Here is an 18,102-nt window from a genome sequence, read left to right as displayed (position 1 = left end):
GTGAAAATGAGAAAACGCGAAAATAGATAGTTTTTTTGTTTGTATTTGGATATAGCGCCTTATTAAAAGCAGTAGGTCGTAACTCCAATAATACAGACCGCTGTTGTTACCGGGATGGTAACACGTATGCTAATCATAGTATGTAGAACTATAGTTAGCACATCTGTAGTATTGTAGATATGAAAAGTAAAATCCTTGAGAGATTTGGACAACGGGTTCGGGAAGAACGAATCAAACAAGGACTTTCTCAAGAACAACTTGCTGAACTATCCGGAGTCCATCGTACATATATAGGTATGATTGAAAGGGCAGAGAAAAATATCACACTCGAAAATATAGAGAAAGTAGCCGACGCCCTCAAAACAAAACCCGAGTATTTGCTTCGATTCAATGTTTAATAAATTTCGAAAAGAGCAACAGAAGATTTATATAAACATTCGTAATCATTTAAGCAATAGGCCAGAAATACTTATTAACCTTGAAAATTATTTTGCTGATTATACTGGAAAACTATTACAAGAAAACATTGAATCCATAAAATCAGATTATAACGAGGCCAGTTATCTGTATCCTTTTTGGCAGCAATACCCACCGGATAACAGAGGAAGACAACCAAGAGGCGACCAATTCCCCTGGATTGAGGTTGGGGAACATGCAATTGGCGATAAACTGCCGAGGTTATTTCAAAAAGATTTTTCATTACGAGATGTCGGCTTGCCGACAGGCCCAGACAAAAGATTTATAGTAACAAGCCCTCTTATTGCAGAAATAACTGGATTCACAAATTCAGCGTGGTTGTTTATTGATATTAAATCAGTTGGGCCTAGAGATGATGCCGACCATACAGTCATGAGCCATAACCAGATTTCAGGGGATGGGACTTGGACTGACTTAGAAAAAGGCATAAAGAATTCAGTGATGACTGCTATTGGCAGCAGGGAACATCATTCTTTCTATTGCAGTATCCCGCCACTATATGTATTATCAGATAGAACTGTCGCTCCAGTGGTAATATTAGCAATAAAACCAGTGTATAAAATGCTGGGCTTAGATAATAACACTGTGAGCGGTCAGCCTCTCAGTCGATTAGAGCTTGTCTCAATCCCTAATGGGCTTTTAATGGAGGTCAACCCAAGATACTTAAAAAAATATCCTAATCTTTTGTACCCTGGGAAAGATGATAAATCAAAGAATCCTCTCAAGATGCGATGCCGAATTAGTTTCGCACTATTACGGGAAATTGCTGCATGGAGAGTACAGGAATTTTTAATAAGCGATGCGTAATTGCTGTATCGATTGTCTGATTTTCTCTTGTGCGAGTTTAACATATTTCCATTCTTTTTCTATCCCGATATAATTGCGATTCCATCTTTCAGCAGCAATAGCTGTTGTACCACTTCCCATAAAAGGGTCAAGAACAACATCACCTATATCGGTATAGAGCCTTATAACCCGTTCGGCAAGTTCGACAGGGAATTGTGCTTCATGTTTATCATTGGCACGTACACTGTTAATATACCATATGGCCCGATATCCCCATTCTCTCCATTCATCTTGGTGCAGCCGATTACGGTTAATAACCTGTTGCCCTGGTTTCCAAAAGACATACAAGTCTTCATATTCGGAAACAGCCTTTAGCGAATTCGTAGTCCATTTGCTGTTAGCCCAAGTTGGGTCTTTAGCCCAAATGCGGTGGTCATAAAGATAAAGCCCCGCGCGGTAAGCATACTCTTCAAGATGACCTCCTATCAGTTTCACTCTGCTTTGGGTCTGATATTTTCCACCTCGTATATTGTTTCCATTAAGCCGCCTATCAATGGTCTGTTCACTACAACCAAGCAAATCAGCCAATTGATAGCGATTATATGTGGGGTACTTTGACTTTGCCTCAAGAACCATTTCCTTTGTGACCTGGCATTTTTGGTTGCTTATATTCATAGCCTGAAATCGCGGGATATTCTTATCAGCAAAGCATAGAATGTCAGCAATGTTAATCACCATAAAACCGCCAGCTTTCAAAGCGGGTGCGTGATGCTCTATCACCTGAGAAAGCATGGATTGCCAGCTCTCGAAGGTTTCTCCTTTCTCATAGTCTTTTCCCACAAAATAAGGTGGTGACCAAAAACTAAGGGCCACAGAATTAGGTTGAATCTTTTCCATTAATAATTCCGACTGACCGTGATAAATCGTATTAAGTTCTAAAAAACTCATTTCCCCTCCACATGCTAATTATAGTATGCTTCCTCATTATACAAACAATTCTACGGTTTCCTCAATACACATGATTTGATATTCCCGCTGCCTTACCTCCTTTTTTGTTGAAATTATCATAGCCTGCTATGTTATCATTATGCTGAGTTAAAATATATTCAAGGCGGAGTTGTTGATGCCTCTTGTTGGTGAAATATTTTTAAGCGAGATTCTGAAAAAGCCGGTCTTTGACCAAAAGGGTGAAGACCTCGGTAGAATAAGGGATGTTGTTGTTGTTAAGGGCATCAGTCTGCCCGACCTTGAATCAATCATTATTGAAAGGAAAAAGACATACTACTGTCTTGACTATAAATCGCTTACCGTATTTAACAAGAGAATCATTACTACAACACAAACAAAAGACAATCTGCCGCACTATGAGCGCTATGAACAGGACCTGCTGGCAGTCCGCGATATTCTGGACAAACAAGTTGTCGATATTAACGGGGCTAAAGTTGTGCGCGTCAACGATATTAAAATCGAAGGATATAACGGTAATGCCGTCTTTGTCGCCATTGATATTGGCATGAGAGGTATCTTAAGGCGCTTTGGAATAGAAAAAAAGGGGGAGAAATTCCTCCGGCTGTTTAGAATTCCTCTGCCTTACAATCTTATCAGATGGGACTATCTGCAGCCCCTCAGTCCGCGCCTTACGTCTATTTCCCTGACTATGCCGCAGCAGATGCTCTCAAAGATGCACCCGGCAGACCTGGCTGAGATAATCAACTCAGTATCCAGAGAAGAGGGCGCATCATTTTTTCACAGGCTTGACGTTGAATCCGCCGCTGAAACCCTGACTGAACTCCAGCCTGAGACACAGCTTGAAATCCTTGCAAGCATGGACACCGAAAAGGCCGCAGACATCATCGAGGAGATGTCCCCCGATGACGCCGCTGATATTCTCAGTGACCTGCCAGCAAACAGGACTCAGGAAATACTAGGCACTATCGAACCTGAAGACGCCGACAACATCGCCGAACTCCTCTGCCACGAACAGGACACCGCCGGAGGGCTTATGAATATCGAATACCTGCTCTACCCGGAATCAGCAACAATTGCCGAGACGATAGGGTATTTCAGGGAAGACTCCAAAGATATAGACACTGTTTACCATATTTATGTCAGCGGAGAACAGGACAGACTTGTCGGGGTTATCACACTGAAGGACTTGTTTCTCAATGACCCAGAACTAAAACTTAGTGACATCATGGAGACAAATATTAAATCCCTTCGCCCGGAAGACGACGAGGATGTGGTTGCTGCCATGGTCTCGAAGTATAATCTGGTAGCAATACCCGTTGTAAATGACGAACAGCGAATGATGGGGCTGATTACCGTTGATGATATTATAGATCAGATGCTGCCGCCATCGGCTAAAAGAAAGAGAAAAAAAATCTGACAGATTAAGTACTCTGGCACTGCCCACAGTGTACTGGTAGTTATTATTGAATCATGAGAATAGTCAAACTAGAGATAAACGGCTTTAAGTCTTTCGCCGATAAGACAGTATTTTCCATGCACCCGGGAACTACATGTATTGTCGGGCCAAACGGCTGCGGCAAGAGCAATGTAGTAGACGCCTTCAGATGGGTGCTTGGCGAACAGAATGCAAAGACCCTTCGCGGAGAGAAAATGGAGGAGATTATCTTTAACGGTACCTCTGAGGTAAAGGCAAAGGGTATGGCCGAGGCCGTGCTGTATTTTACCGGCTCGGCTGACGGTAACGGCAGCTCCGGCACTGACAACATTGTCGAGGTAGCACGGAGGCTTTACCGCTCCGGTGAAAGCGAATACTATATTAACAAGACCCGCTGTCGGCTCAAAGACGTGCGGGAGATTTTTCTTGACACCGGTCTTGAGGTCAGGAGCTATTCCATCTTAGAACAGGGCAGAATCAGCGAAATCCTAAATACAAAACCTATTGAGAGGCGTTTTCTTATCGAGGAAGTTGCCGGTGTGATGAAGTATAAGGTGAGAAAATCCGAGGCAATTGCAAAAATTGAACGCTCCAGGGCCAATCTTGACAGGATTAACGACATTGTTTCAGAGGTAAAGCGCAGCATATCCTCACTTGACAGGCAAGTAAAAAAGGCCGAGAAATTTAAGGCGCTGACTACCGAACTCAGCCTCATAGAACTAAAAATCGCAAAGCGGGATTACGCCCTGCTCATGGACACGTACACAAGGCTTACCTCTGAAATCGAAACCCTCTCTGCCGAACTTCAGGTGACTGCCGCAGGGATTTCAGAAAAAGACTCTGCCCGCGAGGCCGCCAGCAGGGTCATAGAAGAAAAACAAAAGGCCCTTGACACCCTAAGCCAATCCCAAAGAGAGCTGGACAGGGACCTCTCAATGCTGGAGAAAGACATTGCCGTAAAACGCTCCGCGATTGACAATATCTCCGGGCACACAGAAAGGCTGAAGGCTCAGATAAGCTCATATTGCACCGAAAAGGACGAGGCCGCAGCCAGAGTTACGGAGCTGTCCCAGTCTGAGACCGAACTAGGCGCTAAGTGTGATGACCTTGACAAGGCAATCGAGACAGATAAGGCAAAACTCATTCAGACCGAAGAGTCCCTTGATGGCGTGGAGGAAGAACTCAGGGAAAAAAACCGCAGCCTCTTTAAAGTCTCAGACGAGATAAGCACAATCAGGAACGAGATTGCAAGGATTCAGTCAACCGCCGGTTCTCTAAAGCAAAAAAAGGACTCCGCGGCGTCGTTTTTTAAGCACGCAGCAACTGAACACGAGACACACGAAATTGAGATAAAAAAATCAGAGCGTACAATACTCCAAAGGCAGGAGTCCATAGACGCAAACAAGAAAAAGAAAGAGCTTCTCGCCGGTGAATCAGAGTCGCTGCAGAAGGAGATTGACTCCACGCGCGCCGAAATTGCCTCGATGAGGGAATCCCTTGCCGGTGATACCTCAAGGCTTAAATCGCTTGAGGAGGTAACGGCCGCCGAGCTGAACGTGAAGGAATTCACTCAAAACATAGAGGTCATGGCTCTTGTGTCAAACATAATAGACGTCCCGCGTAAGTATGAAACAGCAGTTGAGGCCGCTCTGGGAAGAAAGATCAAGGGGTTTATTGTCAGAGATTTCGAGGCATTGAAAAACGGCGTAAGGTTTCTAAAGGAACGAGCCTCAGAGCGTACATCGCTTGTGGTAAACACGTTGGGTCAAAGCGCTGAAATTAGCAGCGAGGCATCGGGCGGTGTCAACGCCTTCAGCGTGGTGAAAACTCCACCTGAATATACGGAGACGATAAGGGCAATTCTTGGGCATTATATAATAGTAGATGACATGCAGCGCGCCCTGTACCAGTTGTCAAAGGGCAGCAGTTTTCATTTTGCCACACTAGACGGAGACATAGTTGAGCCATCCGGTGTTGTTACAACGGGAAAGAGCGGGACAATATTAAAGCATCTGCGTAATATCAGAGAGCTTAAGGAAAAGACAGCCGCCTCGTCTATCGCACTAAATGCCCTGCAAGGGCGTCTCAACTCATCGCTGCAGCGGCGCGAAACGCTGAAAAAAGAACAACAGACAATAGACAATATCATCTCTGCTATGGACAAGGAACTCTCCATTTTAAAACTCAACCTAAAAAAACACACTGAAGACAAAGACCGTCTCACACAAAAGCTGCACTATATGAAAGTCGAATCCGAACAGACAGACAAGGAAATCACCGCCCTCAACGAGAAACTCAGCCAGCGCCATGATGAGGAGAAGCTCGTACAGACCCGCAAAGAAGAGATTAATTCCTATATAGAAGAGCTGCGGGATACGGTTACGGACAAAAAAGTCCACCTTGAGACCCTTCGTGCCTCGTTCACTGAGAAAAAGGCCTCTATAACCGGCATGAGAGAAAGACTAAGGGCTGCCCGTGCTGAAAAGACCTCACACACAAAGAAAATCGAGACCCTTGAGCAAAGGATCTCTGACGCTGATAAAGAAACAGGCACCCTCACCGTAAAGCAGGAAGCCCTCAGCGCAGAAATCCAGACTGAGGAGAAAAAACTTGCCCTGCTCACAGAAAATGCAGACGCCCTTAAGTCAAAAATTCTGGAACAAAAGACGCAAATCGAAGCTGATATAAAGATAGTACATGAATTTGAGGCAGCTCTTGGTATGCTGCGTCACAAGCATGAACAGACACGCGGGGCAGTAACCGAACTGGAGCTTCGCCTGACAGAATCCCGCATGAGAATTGAAAACATACAGGGTATTGTAACCACAAACTACGGCAAGACAATAGACGAACTGCAGGCCCCCCCGCTTGCACACGGAGAAGAGGAAAAAACAGCAGTACTCAAGCGCAAAATCTCAGAGATTGGCCCTGTAAATCTTGCAAGTATTGAAGAGTACGAGGTGCTGACCACAAGATACGATTTTCTCCTGGCACAACAAAACGACTTATTGACGTCAATAGCGGAACTCGAAGAGGCCATAGCAAAGATTAACTCAACGACAAGGCAAAAACTCACAGACGGCTTTAACATGCTGAATTTAAAATTCGACGAGACATTCAAGAAGTTTTTTGGAGGCGGGCGCGCGGAGCTTATATTAACCGAAACTACAAACATACTGGAGTGCGGCATAGACATCGTGGTTCAGCCGCCGCAGAAGAAACTTCAAAACATAAACCTGCTCTCCGGCGGCGAAAAAACCCTTTCGGCTATATCGCTGGTCTTTGCGGGCTTTTTAATAAAACCCACCCCCATGTGTATACTCGACGAGGCAGACGCCGCACTTGACGACTCCAATACCGTAAGGTTTGCCTCAATGCTGAAAGAACTTGCAGAAAAGACCCAGTTCATCGTTATCACCCACAACCGCGTGACTATGGAATCGGCTGACTACATATACGGCGTCACAAACGAAATCCCAGGCGTATCAAAGGTAATATCCATGGAGCTGACCGCTGCAGTTTCTAACTGATACGGCAAGCACACCTAACTCAAAGTTTTGGAATTGACGAATTCTATCTTGAGTCCAATATTGATGACTTGAATTCACTTGACATAAAAACTGATAAGTATATATAACTATATAGCAGCTTTCGATTAGAGATGGAAAGATGTGTTGGACGTGGTTGTATGGGCAGATGTTTTAATAAAATGTGAGGGTAATAAAATGATATTGACTAAAATAAATTATCATGAAAATAAAGATAAAGATGACTTTTGGGAAATCAAAGATGTCAATCTTGCTCAACTGAATCTGATAATTGGGCTGAATGCAACAGGAAAGTCAAGGTTGATGAAAGTAATCAATGGCTTACACATTATTTTATCAAAAAAGGTGAAGCTTAATAGTGGGAATTGGTTTGTAGAAATTAAAGACCCTATCACAGATGTTTCCTATGAATATAAATTAGAAATAAATGACAACATAATAGCTTTAGAGGAGATTACAAAAAATGGAAAAACTATTTTGAAAAGAGAAAATGAAAGTGGAGAAATTTATTCTGACACACAAGGTAAAATGGTCAAATTTTCTCCACCAAAAGATGGATTAACCATTAATGTAAGACGCGATGTAAAAGAGCATCCTTTCTTGGAAGATTTATTAAAATGGTCAGGAAATTTTTATGGCTTCTCTTTTAGTGGTGTAGAACCATCCCGTATTAAAATACCTTATAGTCCTGAGACATTGTTGGAAGGTCTAGAAAGTGTTCCTTTCCTATTAGAGAAGATATTAGAAAACAATGCAATCGAATCGTCTATTATAGAAGCCTTTACAACAATTGGCTATCCTATAGATAATATCTCTATAGGTAAACGAAAGGTTCCTGGTTCATTAATGGAATTTCCTGTTTCATTAATTAAAGAAATTGGTTTAAGTTGTGTGACAGAACAAGCTAACATGTCTCAAGGAATGTATAGAGCATTATCCTTAGTTGTTATCATTCAGTATCTAATAAGTTTAGATAAAGAGTGTACGATTGTGATTGACGATTTAGGTGAGGGATTGGATTTCGAAAGATCTTCTAAAATCACTAAATGGTTGTTTGAGACTTTGAGAAATAGTAAAATCCAGTTGATTGCAACGTCGAATGACAGATTTTTAATAAATTCTGTAGACTTGGAATGTATAAATATATTGGAAAGGAACGGTCATGTAGTAGAATCCTTCAATTACTACAATAATAAAGAGAGATTTGATGAATTTAAATTTATGGGACTGAATAATTTTGATATGCTCAGTGGAATAATGTATAAAGACTGGACTGACAATTGAAAAAAATCGCTATATTCGTTGAAGGCCAGACTGAAGTGATTTTTGTTAAAAGATTTCTCTATGAATATATTAACCCAACTAAGATCGAATTGTATTTCGAAGAAAAAGGAAGAGACTGCATTATAGCCAAAGGTATTAGAAAGAATCTAAATGCTGAATACTTCTTTTTGATTTATAATGTTACTGGAGATGGTAACATCTTTTCTGCTGTTAAAGAGCGTGCACAAAAACTTATTGTTAAGACTAACTATAGCTATTTGTTAGCCTTGCGCGATCTATATCCGAAAAAAAGAGAAGAAAAAAATGCTGTAATAAGAGCTTTCAATAAAATTGTAGAAAGTATTATAGAATTACAGTTATATGATAAAAAAAAGATACAACTAATCTTGGCTATTATGGAAATTGAGGCATGGTTTCTTGCAGACGTTGATTTGTTTTTAAAAATATACCCATCCCTTACCCATGACAAAATTATAGAAGAATTAAAAATAAACCTAAAAAATGATAATCCTGAAATGTATGACCATCCGGCTGAAATTGTGAGTAAGATTTATGATCTTGTTGATCAAACTTATGGGAAACATGAGACAGACTCATATCGTATTGCCTATAATATAAACTATGATTATCTTTTAGGCTCGGAAGATGTCCTGAATAAGGTAAAAAGCCTTAAATATTTCATCGATTGCATAGATGAAAGCGTTATGTGATAGTTGCAGGATTACATTAAAAACCGTCCAAATTGTAGGATTGCCTAAATTTGAAGCGATAAGAAATTACTAAGGCACCCGCCTCATGTTTATGAGGGGGTGCCTTGGGTGCAGGGTAGTAGGGCGTCAGGGGTTATTTCTATGCATCGATTTTCTGAGCTTCTTGTGGAAATCTACCATAAACAGTATGTACCTGGCCTGTTGTTCCTCTGAGAGAATCCCCTTTATCTCGGTCTTTTCTGATTCCATCAAGGCCTTGAATGCGGCGTGATTGGACTCTAATTTCCCCAGCAAGTCTTTTATAGCATCCCCTTTCTTGTTTTTTACGGCCTCTCTAAGGTCTTTTATATTATCCTTCATGGACTTTTTTGCATCATGTCTTTTGGTGTCATAACTATCGAGGACAGCCGTGAGTTTTGCTGAGGTTTCTTTGTCGAGGTCGAGGGCTTTGAGCAGATGTTGCCTTTTAGCGGTCTTAAATTGCTCATGATTGTGCATCTTCCTATCAGTATTCTGTTTTTCAGTTTCGGCATTGCAGGTAACTGCAAACATCATTAAACACAAAACCACAATGACTGCTGCTGACTTTTTCATTTAACTCCCTCCGTCTAAGTTTTTTTACCCCGTCAGGCGGGGCTTAATGTCTTACTTCCATGTGTTAAGGATTAGACACATGGACATATGAAAAGGTTTAGTTTCACTGTTGTATCAGCGGCGGTGACTTTAAGACAGGCGGCCTTTTATGTTCTTCGATGAATTTCATAAGCGTTCCGGCATCTCTTAGTTTTGATGTTGCATCAATGAGGTCTCTTCGTTCTTCCACAAATTTCATTATAGGGACAGATTTCCCGCAGCTCCTTTCCACCGTATATATGTCAAATATCAGTATCCTGCGAATCAGCCGCTCATCGCAGCCTGTGAAGTGTCCTAATAGTTCTGTGAATCTATGGTCAGTCTTTTCGATAATCTGTCCCTTGCAAAACAATCGCAAGATGGAGGGCTTTCCCGTATATGCTGTAAACATCAGCGTTACATCGCCGCCTTCGCGGATGTCCCTTGCAGTTCTGTCACCGCTTCCCGGATAATCGAGAAACAACACCGACTTACCGTCAATGACCCTGATACTGTCATACCCCTTCGGGGATAGATTAACCTCCCTGCTGCTTGCCGAGGCGATATAAAACACCTTCTGCAGTTTAATAAACTCCATATCCTCGTCTGTTAGTGTGCTGTACTGTCGTCCCATTTTATTATTATCCTCCTGAGAGAGTTCCATCTTACACAGCGCGTGCGCGTGTAATGTATTATAACATTTGCCTGTTGCGGTGGCACAAAATATACGTAAATTCATAAAATTCCGGCATTCGCACAATTGACAAATTGCAGGAAAAAATTATATCTTATCCTTAAACGAGGTGCCACATAATATTAAACATAACATTAATATAAATATTTTCTGACAGTTATACTGGCATAGAACATAAAGGAGGAATTTAAAATATGAAGCGATGCCCAAGTGGACACTACTATGACTCCGATAAATATTCCAACTGTCCATTATGCGGAGTAAACATCCCTGACATAGGTTCAACGCGCCCGAAAGGTGGCAGCAGACAACTGGATATAGATGATTTCCCTGCAACGCGGGCAAAGGGTGCTCGTACTGCCGCTCATGCCGAAGCGCAGACCGTAGGTGTCTTTAAGGACAAGACAGGCACAGAACCCGTTACGGGGTGGCTTGTATGTATTGAGGGTACTCAAAAGGGGAAAGATTACCGATTACGCAGCGAAAAGAACTTCATAGGGCGTGCCGATACGATGGACATATGTATAAAGGGAGACGAGGCTATTTCAAGAAACAATCATGCAGTGATAAGTTACAACCCCAAGTCGAACGCATTTAAGATCATCTCAGGAGATGGCCGAGGCATAGTGTATCTCAACGGTGAGGAGGTTGACACCGTTAAGGAGCTTAAACCATACGACGAGATAGAACTAGGAAAGACACGGCTGAAGTTTTTTCCATGCTGTGGGGAGCATTTCAGATGGGAGGCATAAGACCGGTGGGCGCGGTTAGCTGCCTGATATACCTGATATTATTCATTCTGCTGCCGTCACCCCTGCCTTCACCGGTGTTATCTGCTGAAACAGGGGGCTTTCGTGTTGAGCAGGCGGCTGTAGAGCTGCCAAACATAAAGGTATATGCCGAGATGCCAGGCATCACAGCCGACATAGCAGCCACTGACAACAAGACCACTGACAATGATACTGGCCAAACTGTTAAATATCAAATCACAGGAAGCATAGGCTCTGCCCAAACTCTAACGGCAGAGATTCGCCCGTTCGCTCAATCTGGTGAGGGAGTTGGATATGTGTTCTTAGTGGATATATCCAAATCTCTGAAGCCTCAGCAATTTGACCATATGCGTGAGGCGGTCTCCGCCCTGATAGGTAACATGGCGCAAAAGGATATGGCAGCCCTTATCACCTTTGGCAAAGATGTCAAGGTAGTCTGTGACTATACGGCAGACAAAAACGAATTGAAGTCAAAGATTAATGCACTAAGGCCGGTTGACGACATGACACAGCTCCACAGGGGGCTGACCATGGCGGTAGAGATGGGCAGACGTAAGGACGCCAGCCTGCCTGCAAGAAAAGTAATCATCACACTGTCAGACGGTGAGGACGACTTCGCCGGGGGCATGACCAAAGACGAGGTCATTGACTTACTGAAAGTTGACAGAATCCCCATATATGCCATAGGATTTTTTAACCCGCCGCCAACGCCCAAAAAAGACGAACACCTTAAGATGCTTGGCGAGTTTGCAAGGAGGTCTGGCGGGGAACTGATAATGGCAAACACCATGCCATATAATGAGATATATACAACACTAAACAGCAGAATTCGTAACTCATTTATAATAAACCTCACCTGCGACAACTGCACGGGCGATGGGCAGGTCTCAAGGCTTCAACTGACACTGACCGCAGGGAAAAAGCAAATAACCGACGGCATGGATATACGCATACTGCCGCGCGTTAAGGCAGCGCCTTCCGCCGCTCCCGTACCCGCTCCATCAGCCCAGAGCCAGACCGCTCAGATTACGGCCACACTGTTATATCTCATATCTGGCTTAACCATAGCTGTGGTATTAATCATGATTATTGCGATGCGAAGGAAGAAGAGACTGCGCCAGCAAAACAATGCGGTTAAGGCAAAATACGCCGGGGCACAGCGTTTTAATGGAAAGCAGCATGAACCGCCCCCTGTGCATCAGCGCGGCATAACTATCAAATTCACAGACATTCTCAACAGCCGGATATACGAGGCAGTGCTGGATAAGCCCATTGTGATGGGGCGCAATAAGGCTTACTGCGCGGTGACAATCGCCGATGACATCGAGGTTTCTGGCGTACACTGTGAGATAAGCAGAGGCGGCGGCAGGTTTTATATCAAAGACCTCGGCTCGACAAACGGCACACTGGTAAATGGGGTATCTCTGACGTCGGTACAAAAAATTGATGACGGCGATACTATAACACTAGGGCAGACGGAGCTGCGTGTATCCCTGCCACCAGAGAAATAAAGAGAAGTAAGACGGTTAGGGCAAGATGAATAAAAAGCTGAACATAGCCCCTGGAAACGCCCAGCACCCTGGCACACGCGCCGACCAGCAGGATGCGCTGGGGTTTTCTGACTTTTCAGACACCGCATTTGCCAGACACGGCGGCGTGATGGCTGCCCTTGCTGACGGCATGGGAGGTATGGCGATGGGAAGACAGACAAGCCTTGCCGCAATTGAAGCTATGTTGGAAAGCTATATGTCAAAGCGCCCGGACGAGACCATTGCCGATGCCCTCTCAAAGGCGATTACCTGTGCTAACGACCGCGCGCTCTCCGTATCGGACGACAATGACACGGCTGCGGCAGCTGGCACTACGATGGCTGCGTGTGTGATTCACAACTCTTATCTATACTGGATCAGCGCTGGTGACAGCAGGATATATCTGCTCAGAAACGGCACGCTTACTCAGATAAATACAGACCATACCTATGAAAACAAATTATTGGAGGAATTCGAGGCCGGAGTGCGCACGAAAGAGGAGATTTATAACGACCCCGATAGATTTGCCCTGACAAGCTATCTGGGGCTTCCGGAGCTTAAGGTAGTAGACAGAAACGTAAGACCATATCCTCTGTCAGACGGTGACAGCGTGATACTTTGCAGCGACGGCCTGTATAATTCCCTGACGCCTGCTGAGATAAAGGAATCCATGACCGAAGACCCGCAGACATCGGCAGAGACACTGGTACATAATGCAATATCAAAGCAGCGGTCAAATCAGGACAACACGTCGGCGGCAGTGCTGACATGTACTCTGGCGAGAAGGTCATCATTTATCGGCAGATTATTTAAGAAAATGGCGTCTTTGATTATCGCGATTTTCATGTTTTCAGGCACAATTGCCTCAGCCGATGACCTGCCGATAAAGAGAATGAAGGACAGTACGGTAAGGATAGTCAATTTTTATAATGGTAAACTAATAGGTTCAGGGTCTGGCTTCGTCATAGGCGATGGGTTTCATGTTGTTACCAATTGGCATGTGGTGGCGTGCATAGAGAAAGGATGCGAGCCCATGGTTGCGCTCACATTTGACGATGTGAGGGAGGCTAAAGTTGTCCGCCACTCTGAGACAAAGGATATAGCAATTTTAAATCTGTCAAGCAGGCTTGACAGGACACCGGCAGAGCTTGTGTTGAGCGATAAGGTAGAGGATGCTCAAACAGTTTATGCGATAGGATTTCCCGGCGCCGCTGATTATGGTATGGACAAGGCAACTTTTTTAGAGCCGAAGGTAACAAAAGGCATAATAAGCGCAAAGGTAACAAACCCCGAAGGAGTACGGATGTACCAGACAGACACGACAATTAATCCCGGCAACTCAGGCGGTCCACTGTTTAACGACAAAGGTTATGTTGTCGGGATAAACACATTAAAGATTGTAAAAAAGGATGTTCAGGGCATCGGCTGGGCGGTTCAGGTTGACGAGCTTGTATCAGAGCTCAGAATGGCTGGAATCCTGTATTCAGAAGGCAATCCCCCGATAGTTGCCCCTCCACAACAACCGCGCCAAACTCAAGCACCTGTACCTAAGCCAACCCCGGCGCAAACTTCTCAACCAACACAGCCCTCTGCCTCACCATCACCTCAGCCCTCTGCCGCGCCTTCTGCCTCCTCTGACAACAATACTACCAACACAGCCGCCGCTGTCACGGTGGCCGCCGCTATGGTGATAATTACACTGCTGCTTTTTAAAAGACGTAATGAAAATGCCGCAGCCCCTCAGGGTGTTCCGCCAGAGCCGGGAAATAACCCGGTAAATAACCGGGGCCGCCCGCTTCTAATAGGGGTAAATGGTGAATACTCGGGCGCTAGAATCCCCCTGCATACCGATCAAGTGATAATTGGGCGCGACCCGCGCAGGTCAAATTTAGTGTTTATGAAATCAAATGATACGATAAGCTCAGTACATTGCAAGGTTGGCTATGACACTCCAGCAAGGTCTTTTTATATTGAGGACTGCGGCTCAAAAAACGGGACGTTTTTACGCGGTGGCGAGCGTCTTACCGCGCACAAGAAATACTATGTCAACTCCGGTGAAGGCTTCTATCTGAGCGACAAGTTAAGCATGTTTGAACTGGGTTATGAAAGATGACAGAATTTAGGACAGAACAATTTACGCACAAAGGCGGAAGGCCAAACAACGAAGATTACTGTGGATTTCTGACCTTAAAGTCATTTGCCTGCTGGGTAGCTGCCGATGGCGCAGGAGGACATAATGGTGGTGAGACAGCATCTAAAACTGCGGTTGAGGCAGTGCTGGAGGCATTTGAGGCCTCCCCCGGCCTGACTTCAAGACACCTGACTAATTATCTTGAAAAGGCACAGGGTGAGATAATAAAAAAACAGCAGGCCCCTGATCTCAGCTCCATGCGTACAACAATAGCGCTCCTGGTGAGCGATTATAAAAACTGCATGTGGGCACATGCCGGGGACACGCGCCTGTACATGTTTAAAGGCAGCCGCATATACTTTCAAACCAAAGACCACAGCGTGCCGCAGGCCCTTGCCGATGCCGGAGAGATAACTGTAGAGGAGATACGCTGCCACGAGGACAGAAACAGAATCCTAAAGTGCCTCGGCGCTGAAGGTGGCGTAAGGGCAACTATAATGGACAATAAGGTATCTGTAGAGAAAGGTGACGCCTTTTTGATATGCACTGACGGTTTTTGGGACAACATAACAGAGACGGAAATGGAGATAGACTATGCAAAGTCTGAGACACCTGAGAAGTGGCTGTGCCATATGCGCAGCAGGATAATCAGACGCGTTGACGGCGAATATGACAACTACTCGGCAATAGCAGTAGGTGTAGGATAATCCTGAGGAGAGGCTATGGCATCATTAAAGGCAATATGTCCGGGGTGTTTTCAGGAAAAGGGCGAACTCACAGTTTGTCCGAAATGCGGCTTCGATGAGGGCGATGATCAGGGTTCGCTGGCCCTGCCGTTAAAGACAATCCTCAACGACAAACACTACATAACCGGTAAGATGCTGGGTAAGCCCGGCGGCTTTGGCATAACGTACCTGGGCTGGGACATGACATTACAAAACAGGGTGGCTATAAAAGAATATGTCCCGCGACAACTGGCAAGCAGGGGAAGCAATAAAAAAACCCTTGAGCCGCACTCAAAAGAAGCCGGGGCAGACTTTAAATATGGCCTTGAGCAATTCCTTGGTGAGGCACGGACGATTGCGAAGTTTGACAACTCACACATCGTAAGGGTAAGGAGTTTCTTCGAGGAAAACGCCACTGCATATATTGTAATGGACTACTACGATGGGATTCCCCTCAATGAATATTTAAGCAGGCAGGCAAACGAAAGAATCCCCTGGAAGACTGCCGTCGATATTATGATGCCAATACTGGACGGGCTGAAAGAGGTGCATGATAACAATATCGTTCACAGGGATATTAAACCACATAATATCTATATAACAGTGAACGGAAGGCCGATATTGCTTGATTTTGGAGCGGCAAGAGATTCCTTTGTAGATAAAACGCAAGCCCTGACCGTGGTGATGACCCCGGGCTACGCACCCCCGGAGCAGTACCACGCCAGAGGCAAACAAGGCCCGTGGACAGATATCTACGCATGTGCCGCTACACTATATAACCTGATTACCGGACAAATCCCGACAGATGCGGCAGAACGATTAGCCCTGGTTCCCCTAAAAGCACCGATTGATATAGTCCCTGACATCCCTAAATACCTCAACGATGCGCTTTTAAAGGCAATGTCAATGGACCTGAACTCACGCCCTGCCACGATAAAGGATTTTCAGGATATGCTCCTGAATGTTGCAGAGCCGAAAGCCGCAGCCGCCAAGCCGGTCAAAAAAGATTGGGCGGCGCTGCTTAACAACAAGAAACTGCAAAAGGCCATACTCATAGCCGCCGTCCTTGTAATAGTTATAGCGCTCAGCGTCAGCGGTTTTTCACTATATCTGAAAGAAGCTGAAAAGAAGGCTCAAATTGAACAGCAAAAAAAATTAGAGGCAGAACAAGCCGCAGAGGCGCAGCGCGTAAAAGAGGAAGAGGCCAAAAAGTTGGAAGAGGCCAAAAAACAATCAGTCGTAGACTTTAACAAGGGGAAGGACTTTGCATCGAAAAAAGATTACGCAAGCGCCGTAGGGTCATACACCAGGGCGATAAACAATGAACCTTCTGCGGAGAGATATTACTACCGCGGACTTGCCTACTTAGAGTTGAAGCAATTAAATAACGCCGTATCAGATTTTGGCGAGGCGATAAAAATAGATCCAAATCAATATCTCTACTATATGAACCGGGCTATAGTAAATCACAACAGGAATTTCTATGCCGAGGCAATATCAGATTTTCGTAAAGCGCTCGATTTAAACCCATCGGATATGGAGCAGCGCTATTATATATATATGCATAAGGCAGACGCACACTTTGATAAGAAGGAATTCCAATCGGCAATTGCCGACTATAGCAGCGCTATAAAGATAAGGCCAAATAGTAACGACGCATACGCTATTCGCGGATTAATATATCAGATGACTGACAAGTGTGAAGCAGCCGTCTCCGATTTTTCAAAGGCCATAGAGCTGTCTCCTAAAGATGGCTTTAACTACCGGCTTCGCGGCATTAGTTATTATGACAAAAGATGTCCGCTCATGGACATCAGGAAAGGAAACGCGGACTTAACCACAGCAGTACGTCTTGGAGATGACGGCGCAAAAGAGGTAATTATAAAGCTCACCTCAGAAGGACGGTTTTAAGAGAATTTCACCAAAATCTCGTTAAGCTATCACAGCGGCTGGATCACAAATGCCAACTCTTTGTGACAGATAGGCTAGTCCCAAACCATTTAAGTACCATAGCCCCATTTTTTATGCAAATTTCCTTGCCGATGGATTAAAGTCGGAAGTTGTCCAATACGCACACACAATCGGAGTAAGTATGCCTAAGCTTTTTCTCGTTTCAAAAGCTTTAAGCATTGCCCCGCCTATGAATTTCCTGATCTCAGTTTCTGTTATAAAATTCCCTGCATGTCTTTTTACCTGGCCGATGACAACTGTCTGCGAATTTTTATGAGCAGGAATTATAACATCTTTCCCTCCAATTGGAAGCTTATATGCGATATAATTTCAGGGCAAACGCATTAGAGAAATCAGGCGGAAAATGCTTATACTTTTAGCTCCGACCAATAGTTTCCTGATAGGGGTAGGGAAGGTTTTCGCCTCCCCTCCCTCCGAACCGTACAGGCGGATTTCCCGCATACGGCTCTCCAGTTAGTGGT

The 18,102-nt window shown here is 44.5% G+C and carries 14 protein-coding genes; 11 read left to right on the top strand and 3 right to left on the bottom strand.

Going from position 1 to position 18,102, the window contains the following annotated elements; genetic code table 11:
- The first annotated feature begins 179 nt into the window (after positions 1-179).
- Positions 180-398, top strand: a complete 219-nt coding sequence (locus ASN18_RS09345; RefSeq protein WP_085052482.1) for a helix-turn-helix domain-containing protein — start codon at positions 180-182, stop codon at positions 396-398.
- Positions 391-1,284 (top strand): BglI family type II restriction endonuclease, encoded by an 894-nt coding sequence (locus ASN18_RS09340; RefSeq protein WP_085052481.1) that lies wholly within the window; start codon positions 391-393, stop codon positions 1,282-1,284. Before ASN18_RS09345 ends, ASN18_RS09340 begins: the two co-directional genes overlap by 8 nt.
- On the opposite strand, the gene ASN18_RS09335 is transcribed toward ASN18_RS09340, so the two are convergent.
- Entirely contained in the window at positions 1,267-2,211 is a 945-nt protein-coding gene (locus ASN18_RS09335; RefSeq protein ID WP_236861641.1) for a DNA-methyltransferase, read from the bottom strand. The genes ASN18_RS09340 and ASN18_RS09335 overlap by 18 nt on opposite strands.
- Before the next feature lie 175 nt (positions 2,212-2,386).
- Here ASN18_RS09335 and ASN18_RS09330 point away from each other — a divergent pair, with 175 nt between their 5' ends.
- The 4 genes from ASN18_RS09330 to ASN18_RS09315 all read left to right on the top strand — a co-directional run bounded on the left by ASN18_RS09330 (position 2,387) and on the right by ASN18_RS09315 (position 9,209).
- Positions 2,387-3,649, top strand: coding sequence for a magnesium transporter (locus tag ASN18_RS09330; RefSeq protein WP_085052480.1), 1,263 nt, complete (start codon positions 2,387-2,389; stop codon positions 3,647-3,649).
- A 53-nt stretch (positions 3,650-3,702) separates the two neighbouring features.
- Positions 3,703-7,197: a chromosome segregation protein SMC gene (smc, locus tag ASN18_RS09325; protein WP_085052479.1), complete on the top strand. Its 3,495-nt coding sequence runs from the start codon at positions 3,703-3,705 to the stop codon at positions 7,195-7,197.
- A gap of 150 nt (positions 7,198-7,347) precedes the next feature.
- On the top strand, positions 7,348-8,499 hold the full coding sequence (locus ASN18_RS09320) for an AAA family ATPase (protein ID WP_157072917.1): 1,152 nt from the start codon (positions 7,348-7,350) through the stop codon (positions 8,497-8,499).
- Positions 8,496-9,209 carry a DUF4276 family protein gene (locus tag ASN18_RS09315; protein WP_085052477.1) on the top strand — a complete coding sequence of 238 codons (714 nt, stop codon included), beginning with the start codon at positions 8,496-8,498 and terminating at the stop codon, positions 9,207-9,209. Before ASN18_RS09320 ends, ASN18_RS09315 begins: the two co-directional genes overlap by 4 nt.
- Before the next feature lie 126 nt (positions 9,210-9,335).
- Here the strand turns inward: ASN18_RS09315 and ASN18_RS09310 are convergent, their stop codons facing one another.
- Both ASN18_RS09310 and ASN18_RS09305 read right to left on the bottom strand, forming a co-directional pair.
- On the bottom strand, positions 9,336-9,803 hold the full coding sequence (locus tag ASN18_RS09310) for a hypothetical protein (protein ID WP_085052476.1): 468 nt from the start codon (positions 9,801-9,803) through the stop codon (positions 9,336-9,338).
- Between the two features lie 103 nt (positions 9,804-9,906).
- Positions 9,907-10,455: a pyridoxamine 5'-phosphate oxidase family protein gene (locus ASN18_RS09305; RefSeq protein WP_157072916.1), complete on the bottom strand. Its 549-nt coding sequence runs from the start codon at positions 10,453-10,455 to the stop codon at positions 9,907-9,909.
- Between the two features lie 254 nt (positions 10,456-10,709).
- On the opposite strand from ASN18_RS09305, the gene ASN18_RS09300 reads away from it, so the two are divergent.
- Genes ASN18_RS09300 through ASN18_RS09280 form a run of 5 tightly spaced genes read left to right on the top strand, consistent with a single transcriptional unit; the run spans position 10,710 to position 17,581 of the window.
- Complete coding sequence (locus ASN18_RS09300; protein ID WP_085052474.1) at positions 10,710-11,267, top strand: FHA domain-containing protein; 558 nt, start codon at positions 10,710-10,712, stop codon at positions 11,265-11,267.
- Positions 11,255-12,796 carry a VWA domain-containing protein gene (locus ASN18_RS09295; RefSeq protein WP_236861640.1) on the top strand — a complete coding sequence of 514 codons (1,542 nt, stop codon included), beginning with the start codon at positions 11,255-11,257 and terminating at the stop codon, positions 12,794-12,796. The genes ASN18_RS09300 and ASN18_RS09295 overlap by 13 nt, the downstream gene beginning before the upstream one ends.
- Before the next feature lie 25 nt (positions 12,797-12,821).
- A complete protein-coding gene (locus ASN18_RS09290) occupies positions 12,822-14,927 on the top strand; it encodes a trypsin-like peptidase domain-containing protein (protein WP_085052472.1) in 2,106 nt (701 codons plus the stop codon).
- Positions 14,924-15,652, top strand: coding sequence for a PP2C family protein-serine/threonine phosphatase (locus ASN18_RS09285; protein WP_085052471.1), 729 nt, complete (start codon positions 14,924-14,926; stop codon positions 15,650-15,652). Before ASN18_RS09290 ends, ASN18_RS09285 begins: the two co-directional genes overlap by 4 nt.
- 15 nt (positions 15,653-15,667) lie before the next feature.
- Positions 15,668-17,581 (top strand): serine/threonine-protein kinase, encoded by a 1,914-nt coding sequence (locus tag ASN18_RS09280; RefSeq protein ID WP_085052470.1) that lies wholly within the window; start codon positions 15,668-15,670, stop codon positions 17,579-17,581.
- Positions 17,582-18,102: the final 521 nt, after the last annotated feature.

It is taken from the genome of Candidatus Magnetominusculus xianensis (assembly GCA_001541255.1).
Lineage (GTDB): Bacteria > Nitrospirota > Thermodesulfovibrionia > Thermodesulfovibrionales > Magnetobacteriaceae > Magnetominusculus > Magnetominusculus xianensis.
This window is presented reverse-complemented; position numbering and strand designations above follow the sequence as displayed.

Coding starts and splice junctions, on each gene's coding strand:
- ASN18_RS09345 (WP_085052482.1), top strand. CDS start 180: ATGAAAAGTAAAATCCTTGAGAGATTTGGACAACGGGTTCGGGAAGAA.
- ASN18_RS09340 (WP_085052481.1), top strand. CDS start 391: ATGTTTAATAAATTTCGAAAAGAGCAACAGAAGATTTATATAAACATT.
- ASN18_RS09335 (WP_236861641.1), bottom strand. CDS start 2,211: ATGAGTTTTTTAGAACTTAATACGATTTATCACGGTCAGTCGGAATTA.
- ASN18_RS09330 (WP_085052480.1), top strand. CDS start 2,387: ATGCCTCTTGTTGGTGAAATATTTTTAAGCGAGATTCTGAAAAAGCCG.
- smc (WP_085052479.1), top strand. CDS start 3,703: ATGAGAATAGTCAAACTAGAGATAAACGGCTTTAAGTCTTTCGCCGAT.
- ASN18_RS09310 (WP_085052476.1), bottom strand. CDS start 9,803: ATGAAAAAGTCAGCAGCAGTCATTGTGGTTTTGTGTTTAATGATGTTT.
- ASN18_RS09305 (WP_157072916.1), bottom strand. CDS start 10,455: ATGGGACGACAGTACAGCACACTAACAGACGAGGATATGGAGTTTATT.
- ASN18_RS09300 (WP_085052474.1), top strand. CDS start 10,710: ATGAAGCGATGCCCAAGTGGACACTACTATGACTCCGATAAATATTCC.
- ASN18_RS09295 (WP_236861640.1), top strand. CDS start 11,255: ATGGGAGGCATAAGACCGGTGGGCGCGGTTAGCTGCCTGATATACCTG.
- ASN18_RS09290 (WP_085052472.1), top strand. CDS start 12,822: ATGAATAAAAAGCTGAACATAGCCCCTGGAAACGCCCAGCACCCTGGC.
- ASN18_RS09285 (WP_085052471.1), top strand. CDS start 14,924: ATGACAGAATTTAGGACAGAACAATTTACGCACAAAGGCGGAAGGCCA.
- ASN18_RS09280 (WP_085052470.1), top strand. CDS start 15,668: ATGGCATCATTAAAGGCAATATGTCCGGGGTGTTTTCAGGAAAAGGGC.